The 17389-nt window shown below is 38.8% G+C and carries 25 protein-coding genes; 20 read left to right on the top strand and 5 right to left on the bottom strand.

Annotated features, from left to right (window positions below; all coding sequences use genetic code 11):
- Positions 1–43 precede the first annotated feature (43 nt).
- The 18 genes from rpsS to map all read left to right on the top strand — a co-directional run bounded on the left by rpsS (position 44) and on the right by map (position 9766).
- The gene (rpsS, locus tag QWZ08_RS20870) at positions 44–313 is read left to right on the top strand and encodes a 30S ribosomal protein S19 (protein ID WP_290339489.1); all 270 of its coding nucleotides are present in this window, start codon (positions 44–46) and stop codon (positions 311–313) included.
- Between the two features lie 63 nt (positions 314–376).
- The gene (gene rplV, locus QWZ08_RS20865; protein ID WP_290339488.1) at positions 377–721 is read left to right on the top strand and encodes a 50S ribosomal protein L22; all 345 of its coding nucleotides are present in this window, start codon (positions 377–379) and stop codon (positions 719–721) included.
- Between the two features lie 30 nt (positions 722–751).
- A complete protein-coding gene (gene rpsC, locus QWZ08_RS20860; protein WP_353960498.1) occupies positions 752–1579 on the top strand; it encodes a 30S ribosomal protein S3 in 828 nt (275 codons plus the stop codon).
- A 51-nt stretch (positions 1580–1630) separates the two neighbouring features.
- On the top strand, positions 1631–2065 hold the full coding sequence (gene rplP, locus QWZ08_RS20855) for a 50S ribosomal protein L16 (protein WP_290339487.1): 435 nt from the start codon (positions 1631–1633) through the stop codon (positions 2063–2065).
- A gap of 79 nt (positions 2066–2144) precedes the next feature.
- Positions 2145–2357, top strand: a complete 213-nt coding sequence (rpmC, locus tag QWZ08_RS20850; RefSeq protein WP_290339486.1) for a 50S ribosomal protein L29 — start codon at positions 2145–2147, stop codon at positions 2355–2357.
- Positions 2358–2375: 18 nt separating this feature from the next.
- The gene (gene rpsQ, locus QWZ08_RS20845; protein WP_290339485.1) at positions 2376–2651 is read left to right on the top strand and encodes a 30S ribosomal protein S17; all 276 of its coding nucleotides are present in this window, start codon (positions 2376–2378) and stop codon (positions 2649–2651) included.
- Between the two features lie 95 nt (positions 2652–2746).
- Complete coding sequence (rplN, locus tag QWZ08_RS20840; protein ID WP_290339484.1) at positions 2747–3115, top strand: 50S ribosomal protein L14; 369 nt, start codon at positions 2747–2749, stop codon at positions 3113–3115.
- 125 nt (positions 3116–3240) lie between these two features.
- On the top strand, positions 3241–3579 hold the full coding sequence (gene rplX, locus QWZ08_RS20835) for a 50S ribosomal protein L24 (protein WP_290339483.1): 339 nt from the start codon (positions 3241–3243) through the stop codon (positions 3577–3579).
- Entirely contained in the window at positions 3579–4145 is a 567-nt protein-coding gene (gene rplE, locus QWZ08_RS20830) for a 50S ribosomal protein L5 (protein ID WP_290339482.1), read from the top strand. The genes rplX and rplE overlap by 1 nt, the downstream gene beginning before the upstream one ends.
- Before the next feature lie 18 nt (positions 4146–4163).
- Positions 4164–4433 (top strand): 30S ribosomal protein S14, encoded by a 270-nt coding sequence (gene rpsN, locus QWZ08_RS20825; RefSeq protein ID WP_290339481.1) that lies wholly within the window; start codon positions 4164–4166, stop codon positions 4431–4433.
- Between the two features lie 81 nt (positions 4434–4514).
- On the top strand, positions 4515–4913 hold the full coding sequence (gene rpsH, locus QWZ08_RS20820) for a 30S ribosomal protein S8 (RefSeq protein ID WP_435387621.1): 399 nt from the start codon (positions 4515–4517) through the stop codon (positions 4911–4913).
- Positions 4914–5022: 109 nt separating this feature from the next.
- Complete coding sequence (gene rplF / locus QWZ08_RS20815; protein WP_290339480.1) at positions 5023–5577, top strand: 50S ribosomal protein L6; 555 nt, start codon at positions 5023–5025, stop codon at positions 5575–5577.
- A gap of 120 nt (positions 5578–5697) precedes the next feature.
- Positions 5698–6051, top strand: a complete 354-nt coding sequence (gene rplR / locus QWZ08_RS20810; protein ID WP_290339479.1) for a 50S ribosomal protein L18 — start codon at positions 5698–5700, stop codon at positions 6049–6051.
- Between the two features lie 27 nt (positions 6052–6078).
- Complete coding sequence (gene rpsE / locus QWZ08_RS20805) at positions 6079–6597, top strand: 30S ribosomal protein S5 (RefSeq protein ID WP_290339478.1); 519 nt, start codon at positions 6079–6081, stop codon at positions 6595–6597.
- A 75-nt stretch (positions 6598–6672) separates the two neighbouring features.
- Complete coding sequence (gene rpmD / locus QWZ08_RS20800) at positions 6673–6855, top strand: 50S ribosomal protein L30 (protein ID WP_290339477.1); 183 nt, start codon at positions 6673–6675, stop codon at positions 6853–6855.
- Positions 6856–6977: 122 nt separating this feature from the next.
- Positions 6978–7427 (top strand): 50S ribosomal protein L15, encoded by a 450-nt coding sequence (rplO, locus tag QWZ08_RS20795; protein ID WP_290339476.1) that lies wholly within the window; start codon positions 6978–6980, stop codon positions 7425–7427.
- Between the two features lie 97 nt (positions 7428–7524).
- The gene (secY, locus tag QWZ08_RS20790; protein ID WP_290339475.1) at positions 7525–8862 is read left to right on the top strand and encodes a preprotein translocase subunit SecY; all 1338 of its coding nucleotides are present in this window, start codon (positions 7525–7527) and stop codon (positions 8860–8862) included.
- Positions 8863–8956: 94 nt separating this feature from the next.
- Positions 8957–9766: a type I methionyl aminopeptidase gene (gene map / locus QWZ08_RS20785; protein ID WP_290339474.1), complete on the top strand. Its 810-nt coding sequence runs from the start codon at positions 8957–8959 to the stop codon at positions 9764–9766.
- 3 nt (positions 9767–9769) lie between these two features.
- On the opposite strand, the gene QWZ08_RS20780 is transcribed toward map, so the two are convergent.
- Both QWZ08_RS20780 and QWZ08_RS20775 read right to left on the bottom strand, forming a co-directional pair.
- Positions 9770–10021: a hypothetical protein gene (locus QWZ08_RS20780; RefSeq protein ID WP_290339473.1), complete on the bottom strand. Its 252-nt coding sequence runs from the start codon at positions 10019–10021 to the stop codon at positions 9770–9772.
- Positions 10018–10299, bottom strand: coding sequence for a YiiX/YebB-like N1pC/P60 family cysteine hydrolase (locus QWZ08_RS20775; RefSeq protein WP_290339501.1), 282 nt, complete (start codon positions 10297–10299; stop codon positions 10018–10020). Before QWZ08_RS20775 ends, QWZ08_RS20780 begins: the two co-directional genes overlap by 4 nt.
- A gap of 159 nt (positions 10300–10458) precedes the next feature.
- Between QWZ08_RS20775 and QWZ08_RS20770 the strand changes: the two genes are divergently transcribed.
- Positions 10459–11694, top strand: a complete 1236-nt coding sequence (locus QWZ08_RS20770) for a BaiN/RdsA family NAD(P)/FAD-dependent oxidoreductase (protein WP_290339472.1) — start codon at positions 10459–10461, stop codon at positions 11692–11694.
- Between the two features lie 26 nt (positions 11695–11720).
- Here QWZ08_RS20770 and QWZ08_RS20765 read toward each other — a convergent pair whose 3' ends face one another.
- From QWZ08_RS20765 to QWZ08_RS20755, 3 genes are all read right to left on the bottom strand, one after another.
- Complete coding sequence (locus QWZ08_RS20765) at positions 11721–12200, bottom strand: hypothetical protein (RefSeq protein WP_290339471.1); 480 nt, start codon at positions 12198–12200, stop codon at positions 11721–11723.
- Positions 12201–12407: 207 nt separating this feature from the next.
- Positions 12408–14378, bottom strand: a complete 1971-nt coding sequence (gene rpsA, locus QWZ08_RS20760) for a 30S ribosomal protein S1 (protein ID WP_290339470.1) — start codon at positions 14376–14378, stop codon at positions 12408–12410.
- 147 nt (positions 14379–14525) lie between these two features.
- Positions 14526–15446, bottom strand: a complete 921-nt coding sequence (locus QWZ08_RS20755; RefSeq protein WP_290339469.1) for a class I SAM-dependent methyltransferase — start codon at positions 15444–15446, stop codon at positions 14526–14528.
- Positions 15447–15784: 338 nt separating this feature from the next.
- Here QWZ08_RS20755 and QWZ08_RS20750 point away from each other — a divergent pair, with 338 nt between their 5' ends.
- Positions 15785–17209: a hypothetical protein gene (locus QWZ08_RS20750; protein WP_290339468.1), complete on the top strand. Its 1425-nt coding sequence runs from the start codon at positions 15785–15787 to the stop codon at positions 17207–17209.
- Positions 17210–17389: the final 180 nt, after the last annotated feature.

The following is a 17389-nucleotide window of genomic DNA, read 5'->3' as shown; positions in this document are numbered from 1 at the left end:
ATCCTGGTGCTAAACCGGGAGAATCAACACAAAAATAAATACTATGCCACGTTCGGTTAAAAAAGGTCCTTATATCGATGCTAATCTGGAAGAGAAAGTATTAGCGATCAATGAAGGAAAGAATAAGAAAGGTGTTATTAAAACATGGTCACGCCGTTCTACTATTACTCCTGATTTTGTTGGTCACACATTAGCAGTACATAATGGAAATAAATTTATTCCGGTTTATGTTACCGAATTTATGGTAGGTCATAAATTAGGGGAATTTGCGCCAACAAGAAACTTCAGGGGTCACTCAAGTAAAAAAATGTAATAAAAGAAGTTTGCAATTAATTGTCGTAACAGGCAGGAAATTAAAACTTGAAACTAAATAAAAATGGAAGCAGTAGCTAAACTTAACAATTATCCAACTTCACCGCGTAAAATGCGTTTGCTGGTTGATCTGATACGTGGAATGGAAGTAGAAAAAGCTTTAGGTGTATTACAGTTCAACACTAAACATCCGGCTGTTCCTTTATACAAGTTATTAAAAAGTGCTATCAACAACTGGGAGCAAAAAAATACAGATGTAAAGGTAGAAGATGCTAAACTGGTTGTAAAAACAGTTATGGTTGACGGAGGAAGAGTGATTAAGCGTATGCGCCCTGCACCACAGGGGCGTGGTTATAAAGTGCGCAAGCGTAGCAACCATGTAACATTAATAGTAGACAGCAAAAGTTAATAAATTAATTAAAACGAATTAACCAAGAATATGGGTCAGAAAACAAATCCTGTTGGTATCAGACTGGGAATCATCCGTGGATGGGACAGTAATTGGTATGCACATAAAAAAGATTTCGGTAACAAGTTAATTGAAGATCATAAGATCAGAACCTACCTGAATGCCCGTATCAATAAAGGTGGTATTTCTAAGATCGTTATCGAGCGTACGCTTAACAAACTGATCGTTACCATCCATACTTCCAAGCCAGGTATCATCATCGGTAAAGGTGGTGGAGAGGTTGACAGGATTAAGGAAGAGCTGAAGAAATTAACCGGTAAGGATGATGTTCAGATAAATATATTGGAAATCCGTCGTCCTGAACTGGATGCGCAGATTGTAGCTGATACAATTGCCCGGCAGCTGGAAGGAAGGATCAACTTTAAACGTGCCGTTAAAATGGCGATTGCTTCTGCGTTAAGAATGGGTGCTGAAGGAATAAAAGTTAGATGCGGTGGTCGTTTGGGTGGTGCTGAAATTGCCCGTAGCGAAGAAATTAAACAAGGAAGAACTCCATTGCATACTTTACGTATGGATATAGATTACGCCAGTGTATTTGCACAGACTGTATACGGTAAAATCGGTATCAAGGTATGGATCTGTAAAGGTGAAGTATTGGCGAAGAGAGATTTGAATCCAAATATTTTAGCCGGTGGCGGTAAAGAAGGTGATTCAAGAGGTGGTTTTGAAAACCGTGGTGGATTTGATGATAGAAGAGGCGGTGGTGACAGAAGAGGCGGCGGACAAGGTGGAGACAGAGGACGCAGTGGTGGCCAGGGAGGTGCAAACCGCGGTGGTGGCCAGGGTGGAAGGAGATAATTTTTTCTTTTCCAGAAAACAATAATAACAAATTTTTCAAATTGATAGATAATGTTACAACCAAAAAGAGCAAAACATAGAAAGGCGCAGAAAGGCCGAATCAGGGAAACTGCTAAAAGAGGCACAACTATTTCTTTCGGATCATTTGCTTTAAAAGCACTGGAACCAATTTGGTTAACTAACAGGCAGATTGAAAGTGCCCGTCAGGCTTTAACCCGTCATATGAAAAGGGAAGGAAATGTTTGGATCAGAATTTTTCCTGACAAACCAATTACCAAGAAGCCAGCTGAAGTGAGGATGGGTAAAGGTAAGGGTAACCCTGAATACTGGGCTGCAGTAGTTGAACCTGGTCGTATTTTGTTTGAAGCTGATGGTGTTCCATTACAGGTAGCAAAAGAAGCGTTTGAACTGGCTGCACAAAAGTTACCAATCGCCGTAAAATTTGTAGTTCGCAGAGATTACCAGGCTGAAGTGATTGCCAAATAAGAGAACAGGAAAATGTGTAATTGTTAAGTGAGTAGTAATTTCCGGTTTTCGAATTTTCAAATTTTCAAATTAGAATATAATGTCAAAGAAAGCAGATTTTTTAACGAGTATTAAGGGTTTAGGTCTTGAAGATTTAAAAGCCAAGATCGCTGAAGACGAATTACGTTTAAAGAAAGTATCTTTTGCTCACAGTATTTCTCCCCTGGAGAATCCCGTTAGTATGCGTTTATTGCGCAGAGATTTGGCCCGTTTAAAAACAGCATTAAGAAAGATTGAACTCGGTTTAAATTAAACCATAAATTTTGCAACAATGAGCGCAACAGAAACAACGATCGAAAGAAATTTACGTAAGATAAGAGTTGGAGTAGTTTCCAGCAACAAGATGGATAAATCCATTGTAGTTGTAATCGAAAGAAAAGTGAAGCATCCGCTTTATGGAAAGTTCGTAAAAAAATCTACCAAATTTCATGCACACGATGAAAAGAACGAATGCAGTATCGGGGATACAGTAAAGATTATGGAAACACGTCCTATCAGCAAAACAAAACGCTGGAGACTGGTTGAGATAGTTGAGAAAGTTAAGTAAGACTTTGGTACTTATTACTAAGACAATAATAGTAAGAAATTTTAGGAACATCTCAGTACTCAGTACTAAATACTCAGTACTAAAAACTTAATAAAATGATTCAGCAAGAAAGCAGATTGAACGTAGCGGATAACAGTGGTGCCAAAGAGGTATTGTGTATTCGGGTGTTGGGTAACTCCGGCCAGGACTATGCTAAAATCGGTGATAAAATTGTGGTTACCGTAAAAGATGCTACACCAAACGGTGGTATTAAAAAAGGAACTGTAAGCAAAGCCGTTATTGTAAGAACAGTAAATAAATTGCGTCGTAAAGATGGTTCTTACATTCGTTTTGACGACAATGCGGTTGTATTGCTGAACAATTCAGACGAACCAAGAGGTACACGTATTTTTGGCCCAGTTGCCCGTGAATTAAGGGACAAGGGGTATATGAAAATTATATCGCTGGCTCCGGAAGTATTATAATACTGTTGCCGTTGAAAGGGATGAATGAGGCTGAAAAGGTACAAGTGAGTGACACAACGATTTTGAGTGAGGCTGTTAAAGCCGGTTATAAATAAAGATAAAAAGCCGAAGGGCACATTAATAAAATGAGTACAAGATTTAAACCTAAGTTTAGCATTAAAAAAGGCGACAACGTAGTTGTTATTACCGGTGAAGACAAGGACCTTAAAAAGCCTCGTAAAGTGCTGGAAGTAATTTTGGAAAAAGGTCGTGTTTTGGTAGAAGGTGTAAACATCGTAACCAAACATACCAAGCCAACTTCTCAGAACACGAAAGGTGGTATTGTGAAAATCGAAGCGCCGATCAATATCAGTAACGTGATGTTGTGGGATGCTAAAACAGGTGGGCCAACAAAAATTAAGCGCACCAGGGAAAACGGTAAATTAATCAGAGTATCTAAAAAATCAGGGGAGGCTATAAAATAATGAGCACAACAACTTACACTCCAAGATTAGCAGATAAGTACACTAAAGAAGTTGTACCTGCTTTAATGAAAAAATTTGGTTATAAAACCATTATGCAGGCACCGAAGCTTACCAAGATTTGTTTGAATCGTGGTGTGAACGGCGCTGTAGCAGATAAAAAATTAGTAGACATTGCTGTTGAAGAGTTATCAACAATAACTGGTCAGAAAGCAGTTGCTACTATGAGTAAGAAAGATATCTCGAACTTCAAGTTGCGTAAAGCCATGCCAATTGGTGCAAGGGTTACACTTCGCGGAGTTAAGATGTTTGAATTCCTTGACAGGTTTGTATCTGTTTCTTTACCACGCGTACGTGATTTCAAAGGTATCAATGACAAGTCATTTGATGGTCGCGGTAATTACACATTGGGTATTACAGAACAAATTATCTTTCCAGAAATTGATATTGATAAGGTAAATAAAATTACCGGTATGGATATTACTTTCGTAACAACTGCTTCAACAAACGAAGAAGCATTTGAGTTGCTGAAAGAATTGGGAATGCCATTTAAAAATGTAAAAAAATAATTTAAACAATAACAGAACATGGCAAAAAAATCAATTGAAGCCAGGCAGAGAAAGCGTGAAGTAATGAGCGCAAAATTTGCTGAAAAAAGAGCAACTTTAAAAGCTGCCGGCGATTACAAAGCTTTGGATCTTTTACCAAAGAATGCGTCTCCTGTACGTTTAAGAAACCGTTGCCAGTTAACCGGCCGTCCTAGAGGATACATGCGGCATTTTGGTTTATCAAGAAACATGTTCCGTGATATGGCATTGGCTGGGAAAATACCCGGAGTTACCAAGGCAAGCTGGTAAGAAATTAAAAACAGCAGATCAGTAGCAATATTGAAATCACTGTAAAAAAATTATCTAATAACAAAGTCAATTTAACTAATTATGGTAACTGATCCTATAGCGGATTTTCTTACAAGAATACGTAACGCACAAATGGCCAATCACCGTATTGTTGAAATTCCTGCATCGAATTTGAAAAAACGCATGACAGAAATTTTGTACGATAAGGGGTACATTTTGAAATACAAATTTGAGGACGATAGCAAACAAGGTGTAATTAAAATTGCGCTTAAGTACGATGCTGCTACAAAATTGCCGGTAATACAAAGCCTGGAAAGAGTATCACGTCCGGGTTTGCGTACTTACGCTAAGCCAGGTGAATTTAAGAGAGTGAAAAATGGTTTGGGTATTGCAATTGTGTCTACATCAAAAGGTGTAATGACAGATAAAGAAGCAAAAGCTCAAAATGTGGGTGGTGAAGTATTGTGTAATATCTACTAAGACTTTTCTTTGTAAGAAGAAAAGAATAAGCATATAAATGGTTTGACAATTAAGCCAAAGTCGTGGCTGAACACGACCCGGATTGATAATAATAAAATTAAAATCGACTATGTCTAGAATAGGAAAAAAACCGGTTGAATTTCCCGCTGGTGTTACAATTGTAGTAGGTAAGGATAATGTGGTAACTGTTAAGGGACCTAAAGGTGAATTGAAACAGGCGGTTGACAGAGATATGAAACTAGAAGTCAAAGATAGTCATCTGGAACTTGTAAGACCAACTGATCAAATCCGTCATAAGGCTATGCATGGTTTATACCGTTCATTGGTTAGTAACATGGTAAAAGGTGTTTCTGAAGGATATACAAAACAGCTTGAATTGGTGGGTGTGGGTTTTAAAGCTGCGAGCACTGGAAACCTGCTGGATCTTGCTTTAGGATATTCGCATAACATTGTTTTTGAAATACCTAAAGAATTAAAAGTAACTACTTCACAGGAGAAAGGACAAAATCCGATCATTACCTTAGAGAGTGTAGATAAACAATTACTTGGCCAGGTGTGTGCTAAAATCCGTGGACTGCGTAAGCCTGAACCGTACAAAGGAAAGGGTGTTAAGTTTAAGGGTGAAGTATTGAGAAGAAAAGCTGGTAAGTCTGCTGGTAAGTAATAAGTGAGGGCGTGAAAAGGCCAATTGGAAAATGGCACGACAAGCAAAGTAATTTTCACATTTTCGGATTTCAAATTTTCAAATTTTCCCCGGCAGTATCGGGGAACAAAATAAAAGATCATGAACAACAAATCAAGTGCAAGGGAAAAGATTAAGTTCCGTATCCGTAAAAAAATAAATGGTGTTGCAGCAAGGCCAAGGTTAAGTGTTTTCAGAAGCAACGCGGCTATTTATGCACAGTTGATCAACGACGAAAATGGTTCTACCATTGCTTCTGTTTCATCACTGGACAAGGATATCAAAGCTCAAAAAGTTACAAAAACTGAAAAGAGTAAACTGGTTGGAAATGCCATCGCAAGAAAAGCAACTGACCTGGGTCTTACAACAGTTGTGTTCGATCGTGGTGGATACATTTATCATGGTCGTGTAAAGGCAGTTGCTGAAGGCGCGAGAGAAGGTGGTTTACAATTTTAATTATAAATTTTCTAATAAGAACTATACATGTTAAAAGCAAACGATAACAGAGTAAAAGCCGGTGACCTTGAGTTGAAAGAAAAAGTTGTTTCTATCAACCGCGTGGTAAAAACCACCAAAGGCGGCCGTGCCTTTAGTTTTTCTGCACTGGTAGTAGTTGGCAATGGTGCAGGTGTTGTAGGCCAAGGTTTAGGTAAAGCAAAAGAAGTACAGGAAGCTATTACAAAAGGTATTGAAGATGCAAAAAAGAATTTGATAAAAGTTCCTGTTATGCATGGTACTATTCCGCACGAACAATTATCTAAGGAAGGTGCTGCAAAGGTTTTTATTAAACCAGCTGCACATGGTACCGGTGTAATTGCGGGAGGCAGTATGCGTGCTGTACTGGAAGCTGCCGGAATCACAGACGTATTGGCTAAGAGCCTTGGTTCTGCCAACCCAACCAACGTGGTAAAAGCAACTGTTAAAGCGTTGGCTACTTTGCGTGAACCAATTGCGGTTGCAAAAACAAGACAAATTTCCTTAAAGAAGGTATTTAACGGATAAATGCAAGTGTTCTCTTGAGAACATTGAATGCATAATCTTTAATTAAAAATAAAATTCCCTTTCAGGGATCAGGGCATGAAAAAGATAAAAGTAACACAGGTTAAAAGTGTAATCGACCGGCCGGAACGCCAGAAAAGAACAATGGTGGCTTTGGGATTGAAGAAGATGAATGCTTCTGTGGAAGTAGAAGCCACTCCACAAATTCTGGGTATGGTTCGCAAAGTGAATCACCTGGTTTCTGTTGAAGAACTTGCATAATTCGCAAATTCTTTATTACACTATGACTTAATAGTTTGAATTCATTTTTAAAGTTGAGTCATTTTCAAATTTTAAAATTAATTGCGAGGGGTGATACCCCGTAAGTACAAAATCAGATAAACATGGAATTACATTCATTAAGACCAGCCAAAGGAGCAACGCATAAAGCAAAGCGCATTGGCCGTGGTGAAGCAAGTGGTAAAGGTGGTACATCTACCAAAGGTAATAAGGGCGGACAAAGCCGTGCAGGTTACAAAAGCAAAATGGCTTTTGAAGGTGGCCAGATGCCTATTCAGCGTCGTGTTCCAAAACGCGGCTTTAAAAATATCAACCGTATTGAATATAAAGTGATCAATTTAGGTCAGATTGATCATTACGCAGAAAAATACAGTATCACAGAATTTACACCTCAGAATTTGTATATCAATGGTTTAATCAGTCAGAATGACAACATCAAAATTTTAGGTGTAGGCGAAATCAAAGGCAAGTATGCTTTTAAAGTAAATGCAGTTAGCGAAAAAGCTAAAGCTGCTATTGAAGCCGCCGGAGGTTCCGTAGAGATAGTTAAATAATTTCACGATATTTGCAGACGCATTCCTGCTTGCCGAAAAGGGCCGGTATTGAAAGCGTCTTTTTTAGTTTACGAAAACATTTAAACGCCTTAATTCTGTGAAGAAATTTGTTCAAACACTTAAAAATATCTGGAGCATCGAAGAGCTTCGGAACAAGATATTGTTTACCCTGTTATTGATATTTATTTATCGTTTGGGTTCTTTTATCGTATTGCCAGGTATTGATCCTAATAAGTTAGCCAACCTAAGCAATAGCACTAAAAATGGCATGTTAGGCTTATTGGATGCGTTTGTGGGAGGAGCATTTTCTAAGGCTTCTATTTTTGCATTAGGTATTATGCCTTACATTTCTGCCTCTATTTTTATGCAGTTAATTACTATTCTGGTTCCGCAAATGGCGAAGGTGCAGAAAGAAGGTGAAAGTGGAAGAAAGAAAATTAATCAATGGACCCGTTACCTTACAGTAATCGTTACTGCGTTTCAGGCTGCAGCATATATTGGTTATTTGAAAAGTGCCGGTAATGCAGAAGCCTTGTTACCTTCCTATGCTGGCTTCTTTGTTATTTCTACCGTTATTCTTTTAACCGTGGGTACATTGTTTGTAATGTGGTTAGGTGAAAAAATTACGGATAAAGGTTTGGGCAATGGTACTTCAATCATCATCATGATGGGTATCCTGGCCAGACTTCCACAGGCATTCATACAGGAATGGTCTTCAAGAGCCGCAAGAGGCGGTGGCGGTTTACTCATCTTCTTAATTGAGATTGCATTTTTAGTGGCGATCATCATGGGATTAATTTTGCTGATACAGGGAACAAGAAAAGTGCCCGTGAATTATGCAAAGCAAATTGTTGGAAACAGGCAGTTTGGTGGCGCAAGAAATTTCCTTCCTTTAAAGGTGAATGCTTCCGGTGTTATGCCGATCATTTTTGCCCAGGCAATTTTATTTTTACCAACTATATTTTCTGGCTTCACCGGTGGTGGTTGGGCTAAGTATTTTACTGATCATACCAATGGGGTGTATATGTTGGTATACACAGTTTGTGTAATTGCATTTACATTTTTATATACAGCCTTAATCTTTAATCCGAAGCAAATGGCTGAAGACTTGAAACGCAACAATGGATTTATTCCAGGTGTTAAACCAGGACAGCCAACTGCTGATTATATTGGTACTATCATGGATAGAATTACTTTACCTGGTGCCGTTTTACTGGCCTTTGTAGGTATTCTGCCAGGTCTGTTTCAATTAGTATTTAAAACGCAGCAGGCTTTTGCAACTTTTTATGGTGGAACATCTTTATTGATTATGGTAGCCGTAATTTTGGATACTTTACAGCAGATAGAAACGCAGCTGTTGATGCGTCAATACGATGGCCTTATGAGTTCAGGAAGAATCCAGGGAAGACAAACTTCAGCTGTAGGCGGAGTATAGTACAATTACTCTATCCCGGTTTATATGGGATCAGCATATTTTATTTAAACCCTGACATTAACCGTCAGGGTTTATTGTTAAACAAAGTGGTAGTATGATTCATTATAAAACAAAAGCAGAAATTGAACTGATGCGGATCAGCAATTTGCTGGTAAGTAAAACACTCGCAGCACTGGCTGCTATCATTCGACCGGGCATGTCAACATGGGAATTGGACCAGGTGGCGGAACAGTTTATAAGAGACAACGGGGCCACACCTTCTTTTAAAGGTTATGGCAATCCTGCATTTCCTTTTGCCTGTTGCATGTCGGTAAACGATGCAGTGGTACATGGATTTCCAACAAAAACGGCTTTAAAAGATGGCGATATTGTTTCTGTAGATGTAGGCACTTATATTAATGGCTTTCATGGCGACAGTGCATATACGTTTGCGTTAGGTGAAATAGCACCGGAAGTGAAACAATTGTTACGGGTAACAAAGGATTCTTTATATAAGGGAATTGAAAAGGCAACGCAGGGAAACAGAACGGGTGATATTGCTTATGCAGTACAACATTATACTGAAAGAGAGCATGGTTATGGTGTTGTGAGAGAGCTTGTTGGACATGGTGTTGGAAGGCATCTGCACGAGGAGCCACAGGTACCCAATTATGGCAAGCGGGGAACCGGAGCAAAGCTGAAAGAAGGAATGGTAATAGCAATTGAACCAATGATCAACCTGGGAACGAAAAATGTGTATCATGATAAAGACGGCTGGACCATCCGTACAGAAGATGGCAAGCCCGCAGCACATTATGAACATACAGTAGCCATTCAGAAAGGGGCAAAGGCGGATATTTTATCTTCCTTTACAGAAATTGAGGCCGCTGAAAAAGCAAATGTAAATTTGTGTTCAGATTATTAGCAGTCACAAAATCCGGTATTGCATTTGGACTCTGTCATCGCTCCAGATATTGTCAGGACTGATGTAAGTGCCTTTACATTGAATGTTAATACCAGTCTTTGCAAAAATATCTCTCATGAGTTCACTGCCAATGTAGCTGCGGTTTCTTTCGCGACGGCTGATGTGAAAGAGAATGCGTACCATGATGCGGACAATCTCAAACTTATCATAAGGCCTGGTCAATTCATCTAAGCCAAAGCAGATGCCCTTGTTCATATTTCTTTTGATACAGTTACGTTTAGCTGACTGATAGCAATCTGGCCTTTATAGGGTCGTCTTTTATCTTTATAATTGTGCAGGTATTTTGATAATGGAATGAGTCTTATGCCAACATAAGGTTCCGCCTCCAATATCAGTACTCTTCCCAATTCTTCATCTTTATAAATTACTGCTACATGACTCCAGGTACTTTTGGTAAGTTTTTGTATCACTCCTGAAAAAGCATAACTACTACTGCTGAAAAATAAGTCGCCGGTTTTTAGAAATGGTCTTATTGTCTCGTAAGACGTTATGGGTGTTTTTTTAGTTGCTGTTTGCTGATAGAAATAGCCATGCTATTGGTTAAGGTTTGCCGGGTTATTATGATTGTGACATTCGAAATTTAAATGTAGTATTTACTAATTACTTTTATCACTTACAATTTTAGATTACTGATGAATAAGAATTGTTTAGTTGTTATTGGAGGCGGTGCGGCTGGTTTTTTTTGTGCGGTAAATGCCGCCCGGCTGAATCCTTTATTGCGGGTAATTATAGTGGAGAAAAGCAGCAAGCTGTTAAGCAAAGTAAAGGTTAGCGGCGGCGGCCGTTGCAACGTTACACATGCCTGTTACAGCATTGCTGACATGATTAAAAAATATCCCCGTGGTGGCAGTTTTTTAAAGAAGGCTTTTCATCATTTTTTTACAACAGATACGATAGCCTGGTTTAAGGAAAGAGGTGTGGATTTAAAAACAGAACCTGATGGGCGTATGTTTCCTGTTACTGATTCTTCCCAAACAATTATTGATTGCCTGATGAAGGAAGTTAGCAGATATCATGTTGAAATATTGATGAACAAAGAAGTAAAAGGCTTTAGCAGGCTGAACGATAAATGGCATTTGTTATTTGCTAATGAAACTATTATGGCGGCTGACTATGTATGTATTGCGAGTGGAGGATATCCAAAACCTGTTCAGTTCGAATGGCTTCAACAAACAGGCCATACGATAGAAAAACCTGTACCATCCTTATTTACTTTTAATATGCCTGGCAATGCAATTACAGGATTAATGGGTGTTACAGTAGAAAATGTAATTGTGAAGATTGCCGGAACAAAATTAGCAGAACAAGGACCACTGCTGATTACACACTGGGGAATGAGCGGCCCCGCCATTTTGAAATTATCAGCCTGGGGGGCACGGCAGCTGGCAGACAATAATTATACATTCACTGCCATTGTAAACTGGGCACCGGCTTTCAACGAACAAACTTTAAAAGACAAGTTTCAGCAGGTAAGATTTGACATTGCAGCACAAAAAATAAGTAACCGCAATCCATTTTCTTTGCCTCAGCGCTTGTGGCAGTATTTGTTGCAGCAGTCTGGCGTAAATGAGGATATGCGCTGGGCCGATCTCCCTGCCAAAGAACAAAACCGGCTTATAAAAAATGTATGTGCGCAGGAATTTTCAGTGAAAGGGAAGACCACCTTCAAAGAAGAATTTGTAACTGCCGGTGGTATATTGCTGAATGAGATTGATTACAATACAATGGAAAGCAGGATAGCTCCCAATTTATTTTTTTGTGGTGAAGTGATGGATACCGATGGAGTAACCGGCGGCTTTAATTTTCAAAATGCCTGGACAACTGGCTTTATTGCTGCCAAAGCAATAGCAACCAGGACTACTCAATAGTTTAAAGAAGGGCAAACCCGAAGCATTTATAACTCATCACTTATAACTTTCTTATGCATCCAATCTTTTTCTTTGGCATCGCCTGAAGCAACAAATAATGCAGTAAAAAAGAGGAGTACAATTTGAATCATCCAGCCATACTGTGATTTTTCATCAAAAGCGAGTACGAAGGTTTTGTGCACGCCAAATAATTTAAGGGTTGACAAAATCATAGTAGCAGCACAGAGCAAACTTCCCAAAATCATCAATACCCTTGCGATTGTCGCAGTTGTTTTATTTTTTGAAAGCGGGATTTTTTTATGTAAATAATAGTATCCTGAAAAGAAAACAACATAGGGTATAATAATCATTATAAAACTAAAGAAATGGTCAAAACCAGGAATGTAGAATAACGTAACAGAAAATAATTTCAGCAGGTAAAAAATGCCAATGATCAGTCCTATAAAACCAATAAAACCTCCAAAAATAAGGGCCATCAGTTTAAAATATTTGTTGAAATTATTCATGCAGCAAAGGTAGTTATTTTTTATCCCTGTCACTTAAAGCAATGTGGTTGTTAAACGTAAATATCGTTGCCATCCTTCTTACTTATCACCATTGTTTTACGATATGGCAAGGCTCTAAAGAGTTCTGATTTGCTTTTTTTGGAGAATGAAAATGCACAAAAAAATCCCGATACTTTCGTACCGGGATTTGCAATAAAAATATAAGAGCTATTCAGCTTTTGGAGCTTCATCTGCAGCACCATCAGCGGCGGCAGCACTATCCATTTTTGCTTTCAATCCGGCTAAAACACCAAGATCACCTAAAGTTGATTTTTCTACTTTGCTCTGCAGATTTTTTACAGCCTTTTTGGTTACTTCAGCATCTGCCTTCTTTTCTTTAAATTCAGCTTGCTTCACTTCTTCATGAGCCTGTTCCCACAAACGTGTGTGGCTAAGAACGATGCGTTTGTCGTTACGGTCAAATTCAATCACCACAAACTGGGCAATTTCATCAGCTCCAACGGTTTTACCATCTTCTTTTGCAAGATGACGGCTAGGCGCAAAGCCTTCCAGTCCGTATGGCAATTGAACAACAGCACCCTTGTCATCTTTCTTTGTAACAGTTCCTTCATGCACGGTTCCAACAGCAAAAGTTTCTTCCAGTGAATTCCATGGATCTTCTTCTATCTGCTTGTGTCCCAATTGCAATTTGCGGCCATCTTTATCAATGTTCATAATGATCACTTCAATTGATGCACCCACCTTAGTGTATTCGTTGGGATTGTTGAAACGTTTCAACCAGCTCAAATCGCTGATGTGAATCATTCCACCAATACCTGTGGCAAGTTCAATAAACACGCCGTAAGGAGTAATGTTTTTAACGATACCGGTGTGTTTGCTTCCTTCTGGAAATTTCACATCAATTTCGCTCCATGGGTCGTTCGCCATTTGTTTGATGGAAAGACTCATCTTGCGGGTGTCTTTGTCTAACGTTACAATTTTCGCTTCGTACTCATCACCTAATTTAAAGAATTCTTTAGCGTTGATAGGAGTGTTGGCCCATGTAATTTCACTTACGTGTACCAAACCTTCCACACCAGGCATAATTTCAAGGAACGCACCGTAGTCTTCAATGTTAACTACTTTACCTTTCACAACTTCACCTTCTTTAATGTTTTCGCTCAAAGTATCCCAAGGATGCGGAGTCAATTGTTTCAAGCCTAAGCTGATGCGTTTTTTATCATCATCAAAATCCAATACAACAACATTCAGTTTCTGATCCATCTTCAACACTTCTGTTGGATGGTTGATACGTCCCCATGAAATATCGGTAATGTACAACAAGCCGTCTAAGCCGCCCAAATCAAGAAACGCACCAAAGTCGGTGATATTTTTGATGGTACCTTCCAGTACTTGTCCTTTTTCCAATTTACCGATAATTTCAGCACGTTGTGCTTCGATATCGCTTTCAATAAGTGCTTTATGAGATACAACTGCATTCTTAATGGTTTCGTTGATCTTAACCACTTTAAATTCCATTGTTTTACCAACAAACTGATCGTAGTCTGTAACTGGCTTAACGTCGATCTGGCTACCTGGTAAGAATGTTTCCATACCAAATACATCTACGATAAGACCGCCCTTGGTTTTGCTGGTAACAATACCGGTAACAATTTCACCAGTTTTGTGTAACTCAACAATTCTTTCCCAGGCTCTGCTGGTACGGGCTTGTTTGCGGCTAAGATTCAGGTTACCGTCCCTGTCTTCTTTTTCAACCACCATTACTTCAATGATGTCACCTACTTTTAATCCGCCTGGTATATCCCTGAACTCATTCAGAGAAATCAGACCATCACTTTTAAAACCGATGTTTACAACTGCATCTGTTTTGGTGATTGCTTCAATTGTAGCCTGGATCATTTCGCCGTCATTGATCTGCTTGAACGTGTTGTCGTACACAACATCGTATTTGGCTTTTTCTTCTTTGTTGTAACTTGAAACGTTACGTTTGTCAACGCTCCAGTCGAAGTCATCATGAGCTGTCACGATTCTTTCTTCAACGGGTGCAGCCGCCACCACCGGTTCGGCAGCAGGCGCTTCCACAGGCACATTTGTTACCGCAGCAGGTTCAGTACCTTCATTGGTAGCTGCTCCTTCCTGTGCATCTGCGTTTAGTTGTTTAATAATGTTAAATGACATAATATAATTCCCGGTTTTTTAACGGGAGGGCAAAGGTAAGAAATTAAACGGAAAAAAGTGCTGAAAAGCCAGCTTTTTCAGGGGTTTCAGGCCCCAAACTATTTGCAATTAAAAAGTGAATTTAATGCACAGTAAATTATCGGTTACCTATTCGCTATTTTTCCGTGCTATTACAGTAACAAGGCTACTATTGTTTTTTTGATTAATGGCGATTTTCAAAAGGGTAATAAATTTATTGAGTCTATTTTTAATTGTGTTTTCCCTGAATTGTAATTTAAAGCTTTCTCTTACGTCAATAGGAGATACTCTTGTAAAAACATGAGTTGCAAACCCCTGCATATTCAATATTTTAGACAAACTTGAGGGGGAAAAAATTACCAAATGTCTGGGCATTTCCAAAGCTCTCCAGTTACTTTTATATTTTTTAGCGTAGTTGCATTCATAGTTAGGAGTTTCAATCACAAGCCGGCCACCTTCTGCAAGTGAATCATACATGACCGAAAAAATATTTTCATCAAATATTTCCTGTACAGATAAATGTTCAGCTACCTGAAACATAGTTATCAAATCAAACTTCACTTCCTTGTTAGCAGAGTAAAAGAATTCTTTGGTAATCATCGTGTGTCCCTTTGAAAACGCAATTGCACTCGCCTGGTCACTTGGTTCAAGGCCATATGTTTTTTTATTGTGTTTTTTCATGACGTCTAAAAAAGACCCTTTTCCACATCCAATATCCAGGACGGTCTTCGCCTGCACAATATCATCATAAAAAGGGTATAACTTTTTTTTCAGGAACGGAGAGAAAAGTTTACTGTAAAAACTATCTCGTAAATAGAAATCAAGAATCCTCAGCGATCTGGATATTATCGAATTATCAGTATGGGCATAATAGGTAGTTTCATAAAAAGGGTATGTTTCCTCCTGCTTCCAAAAAGGATATTGAAACAAAATATTGCATTTGTTGCATTCATATGCGCTGTAGATATTTTGATCGCCATTTTTTTGAAGATCTTTATTGCGGGTAAATAAAACCATTCCCTGATTACAAATGGGGCAAATAATTTCCATACTTTGTTTTTTTTATTATTAAAACTGTTTAAAAAGGTATTTTAATCGGTTTCACCACTACTTTGTTTTCGGAAGATTTTTAGAATGGATATTGAATTGAACTGAGATGAAGCGTCCTGTTGACTAGCAATTTTAAAGTACCTGATATTAAAAACACATATAAGGTAAGGCATTGTGAGTAGTAATTTAATAAAATCTAATGTAGTAAACAATTAATTTTGTTTAATGGCATTAAAATAGTGCTTGTCACATATTGTATCTTCCAGCTATAAAAAATTTTTAATTATCTACGCCTGAATATGCGCTTGAATAAATTCTGTTTTATACTCCACTTCTTTTTGATATACAATTCACTAAAGGCGCAAAATTACCAGGCCATTAACGGGTCGGGTTATGCAGGCAGTTTAAGTGCGCAAAATAATCCGGCCTCTATTGTACAAGTGCCGTTCTCCTGGGATATTACTCCTTTTGCAGTGCAGACAAAGCAGGCTACCAATGCTTTTGTCATTAACAATTTTTCATTACTGTCACCTTCTTCAAGTGCAAAATTGGTTGGCAAAAACGGCACATCGAAAAGATTTGTATTCACCAACCAGAATATTCGCCTTTTAAATACCCGCATAAATTTGAACAATGTTTCGGCAGTTGCTTTTGGTGCCAATATCCGAAGCTATGTTTATGCAACTACATCGCAGGTTAACTGGCAGGATACTACTCAACGTCTGCAGGATTTTATGAAAATCAATAATGGTCGCCTGCCCTTATCAGGCGAATCAAGAGGTAGTTCCTGGGCGGAACTATATGGGACCTACGCACGCACTATCTACAGTGACAATAGACGAATTTTAACGGCAGGTCTAACGTTGAAAATAAATCGTGCATTGGCCGGCGAGTATGTTAGCGCAACGGGCTTAAATTATATACCGGCCGGTAATACCGCAGGCTATCAGGTAACGGGGGGAAATGTGCAATATGGATATTCTTCCAACTTTGATGAAATCGACAGTAACCGGTCCGCTTCTGCCAACAAAAAGAGTTTTTTTCAACATACCATGGCGGGCATAAGTGCTGATGCGGGACTTGAATATACTCTATTGGATGACGAAGCTGGAGAAGATGGGAATGATTTTACCTACCGCACAAAAATCGGCATTTCGTTAATGGATGTAGGCCGGAATAAATTCCGTTACAGCAGCAGAAGCAGTAATGCGGCCGGCATTAAGCCAAACATGAGTGATACAGCCGTATCAAATGCTTTTTTTAATATTAATTCAACCGATGATTTTAATAACGGGTTAAAAACGGTAGCAGCTTCATTTACCAGTTTAGCCGGGTTATTTAATATTTATCAGCCTGCACGTGTTATCATCAATGTTGATCAGCATCTTGCAAATAACTTTTATTTAAATGGAGAACTGACGTTGCCGGTTTTTCCCCTGGTGCCAAAACAAATCAGGTATATAAAAGACATGAACCTGGTGGCTGTAACTCCCCGTTGGGAAACAAAAACCTGGGGAGCGTATCTACCCCTTCAATTAAACAATCAGAAGCAATTGTGGCTGGGAGCCGCTTTTAAAGCAGGGCCGTTATTATTGGGATCGCATAACCTGGCCAATATCGTTTCAAAAAATAAAATACAGTCTGGTGGTTTTTACCTGGCACTCACCATCCGGCCGGGTAAAAATCGTGATGGATCAGAAGGCGGAAGCGCAGAACGTGGATCCAGGAAATCAAGGCAAAGCCTGGAATGCCCGAAACTGTAAACTTGGCTTTGGTGTCCATTACAAAACAACTTTGTGAAATGCCCTCCATTGGATTACGACCGGCAAACAATACAGTGAAAGGTTCTCTATAGATCCATATTTGTACCTTGTTATTTCTTTACTTTGTAAAAGTTAGTCAGCATTTAAATTTTATTATTATTCTGAACAAACGATCATTAT

It is taken from the genome of Ferruginibacter paludis (genome assembly GCF_030409685.1).
Taxonomy (GTDB): Bacteria; Bacteroidota; Bacteroidia; order Chitinophagales; family Chitinophagaceae; genus Ferruginibacter; species Ferruginibacter paludis.
Note: the sequence above shows the minus strand (reverse complement) of the source record. Positions and strands in the feature narration are given on the sequence as shown.

What these genes read in the sequence shown, in the direction of transcription:
- rpmD (WP_290339477.1), top strand. Translation starts at nt 6,673, where the DNA reads ATGAAAAAGATAAAAGTAACACAGGTTAAAAGTGTAATCGACCGGCCG.
- rpsE (WP_290339478.1), top strand. Translation starts at nt 6,079, where the DNA reads ATGTTAAAAGCAAACGATAACAGAGTAAAAGCCGGTGACCTTGAGTTG.
- rplX (WP_290339483.1), top strand. Translation starts at nt 3,241, where the DNA reads ATGAGTACAAGATTTAAACCTAAGTTTAGCATTAAAAAAGGCGACAAC.
- rplO (WP_290339476.1), top strand. Translation starts at nt 6,978, where the DNA reads ATGGAATTACATTCATTAAGACCAGCCAAAGGAGCAACGCATAAAGCA.
- rpsS (WP_290339489.1), top strand. Translation starts at nt 44, where the DNA reads ATGCCACGTTCGGTTAAAAAAGGTCCTTATATCGATGCTAATCTGGAA.
- QWZ08_RS20765 (WP_290339471.1), bottom strand. Translation starts at nt 12,200, where the DNA reads ATGAATAATTTCAACAAATATTTTAAACTGATGGCCCTTATTTTTGGA.
- rpmC (WP_290339486.1), top strand. Translation starts at nt 2,145, where the DNA reads ATGTCAAAGAAAGCAGATTTTTTAACGAGTATTAAGGGTTTAGGTCTT.
- rplF (WP_290339480.1), top strand. Translation starts at nt 5,023, where the DNA reads ATGTCTAGAATAGGAAAAAAACCGGTTGAATTTCCCGCTGGTGTTACA.
- rplV (WP_290339488.1), top strand. Translation starts at nt 377, where the DNA reads ATGGAAGCAGTAGCTAAACTTAACAATTATCCAACTTCACCGCGTAAA.
- rpsA (WP_290339470.1), bottom strand. Translation starts at nt 14,378, where the DNA reads ATGTCATTTAACATTATTAAACAACTAAACGCAGATGCACAGGAAGGA.
- rplP (WP_290339487.1), top strand. Translation starts at nt 1,631, where the DNA reads ATGTTACAACCAAAAAGAGCAAAACATAGAAAGGCGCAGAAAGGCCGA.
- rpsN (WP_290339481.1), top strand. Translation starts at nt 4,164, where the DNA reads ATGGCAAAAAAATCAATTGAAGCCAGGCAGAGAAAGCGTGAAGTAATG.
- QWZ08_RS20770 (WP_290339472.1), top strand. Translation starts at nt 10,459, where the DNA reads ATGAATAAGAATTGTTTAGTTGTTATTGGAGGCGGTGCGGCTGGTTTT.
- rplN (WP_290339484.1), top strand. Translation starts at nt 2,747, where the DNA reads ATGATTCAGCAAGAAAGCAGATTGAACGTAGCGGATAACAGTGGTGCC.
- rplR (WP_290339479.1), top strand. Translation starts at nt 5,698, where the DNA reads ATGAACAACAAATCAAGTGCAAGGGAAAAGATTAAGTTCCGTATCCGT.
- rpsC (WP_353960498.1), top strand. Translation starts at nt 752, where the DNA reads ATGGGTCAGAAAACAAATCCTGTTGGTATCAGACTGGGAATCATCCGT.
- rpsH (WP_435387621.1), top strand. Translation starts at nt 4,515, where the DNA reads ATGGTAACTGATCCTATAGCGGATTTTCTTACAAGAATACGTAACGCA.
- QWZ08_RS20780 (WP_290339473.1), bottom strand. Translation starts at nt 10,021, where the DNA reads ATGAACAAGGGCATCTGCTTTGGCTTAGATGAATTGACCAGGCCTTAT.
- map (WP_290339474.1), top strand. Translation starts at nt 8,957, where the DNA reads ATGATTCATTATAAAACAAAAGCAGAAATTGAACTGATGCGGATCAGC.
- QWZ08_RS20755 (WP_290339469.1), bottom strand. Translation starts at nt 15,446, where the DNA reads ATGGAAATTATTTGCCCCATTTGTAATCAGGGAATGGTTTTATTTACC.
- rpsQ (WP_290339485.1), top strand. Translation starts at nt 2,376, where the DNA reads ATGAGCGCAACAGAAACAACGATCGAAAGAAATTTACGTAAGATAAGA.
- rplE (WP_290339482.1), top strand. Translation starts at nt 3,579, where the DNA reads ATGAGCACAACAACTTACACTCCAAGATTAGCAGATAAGTACACTAAA.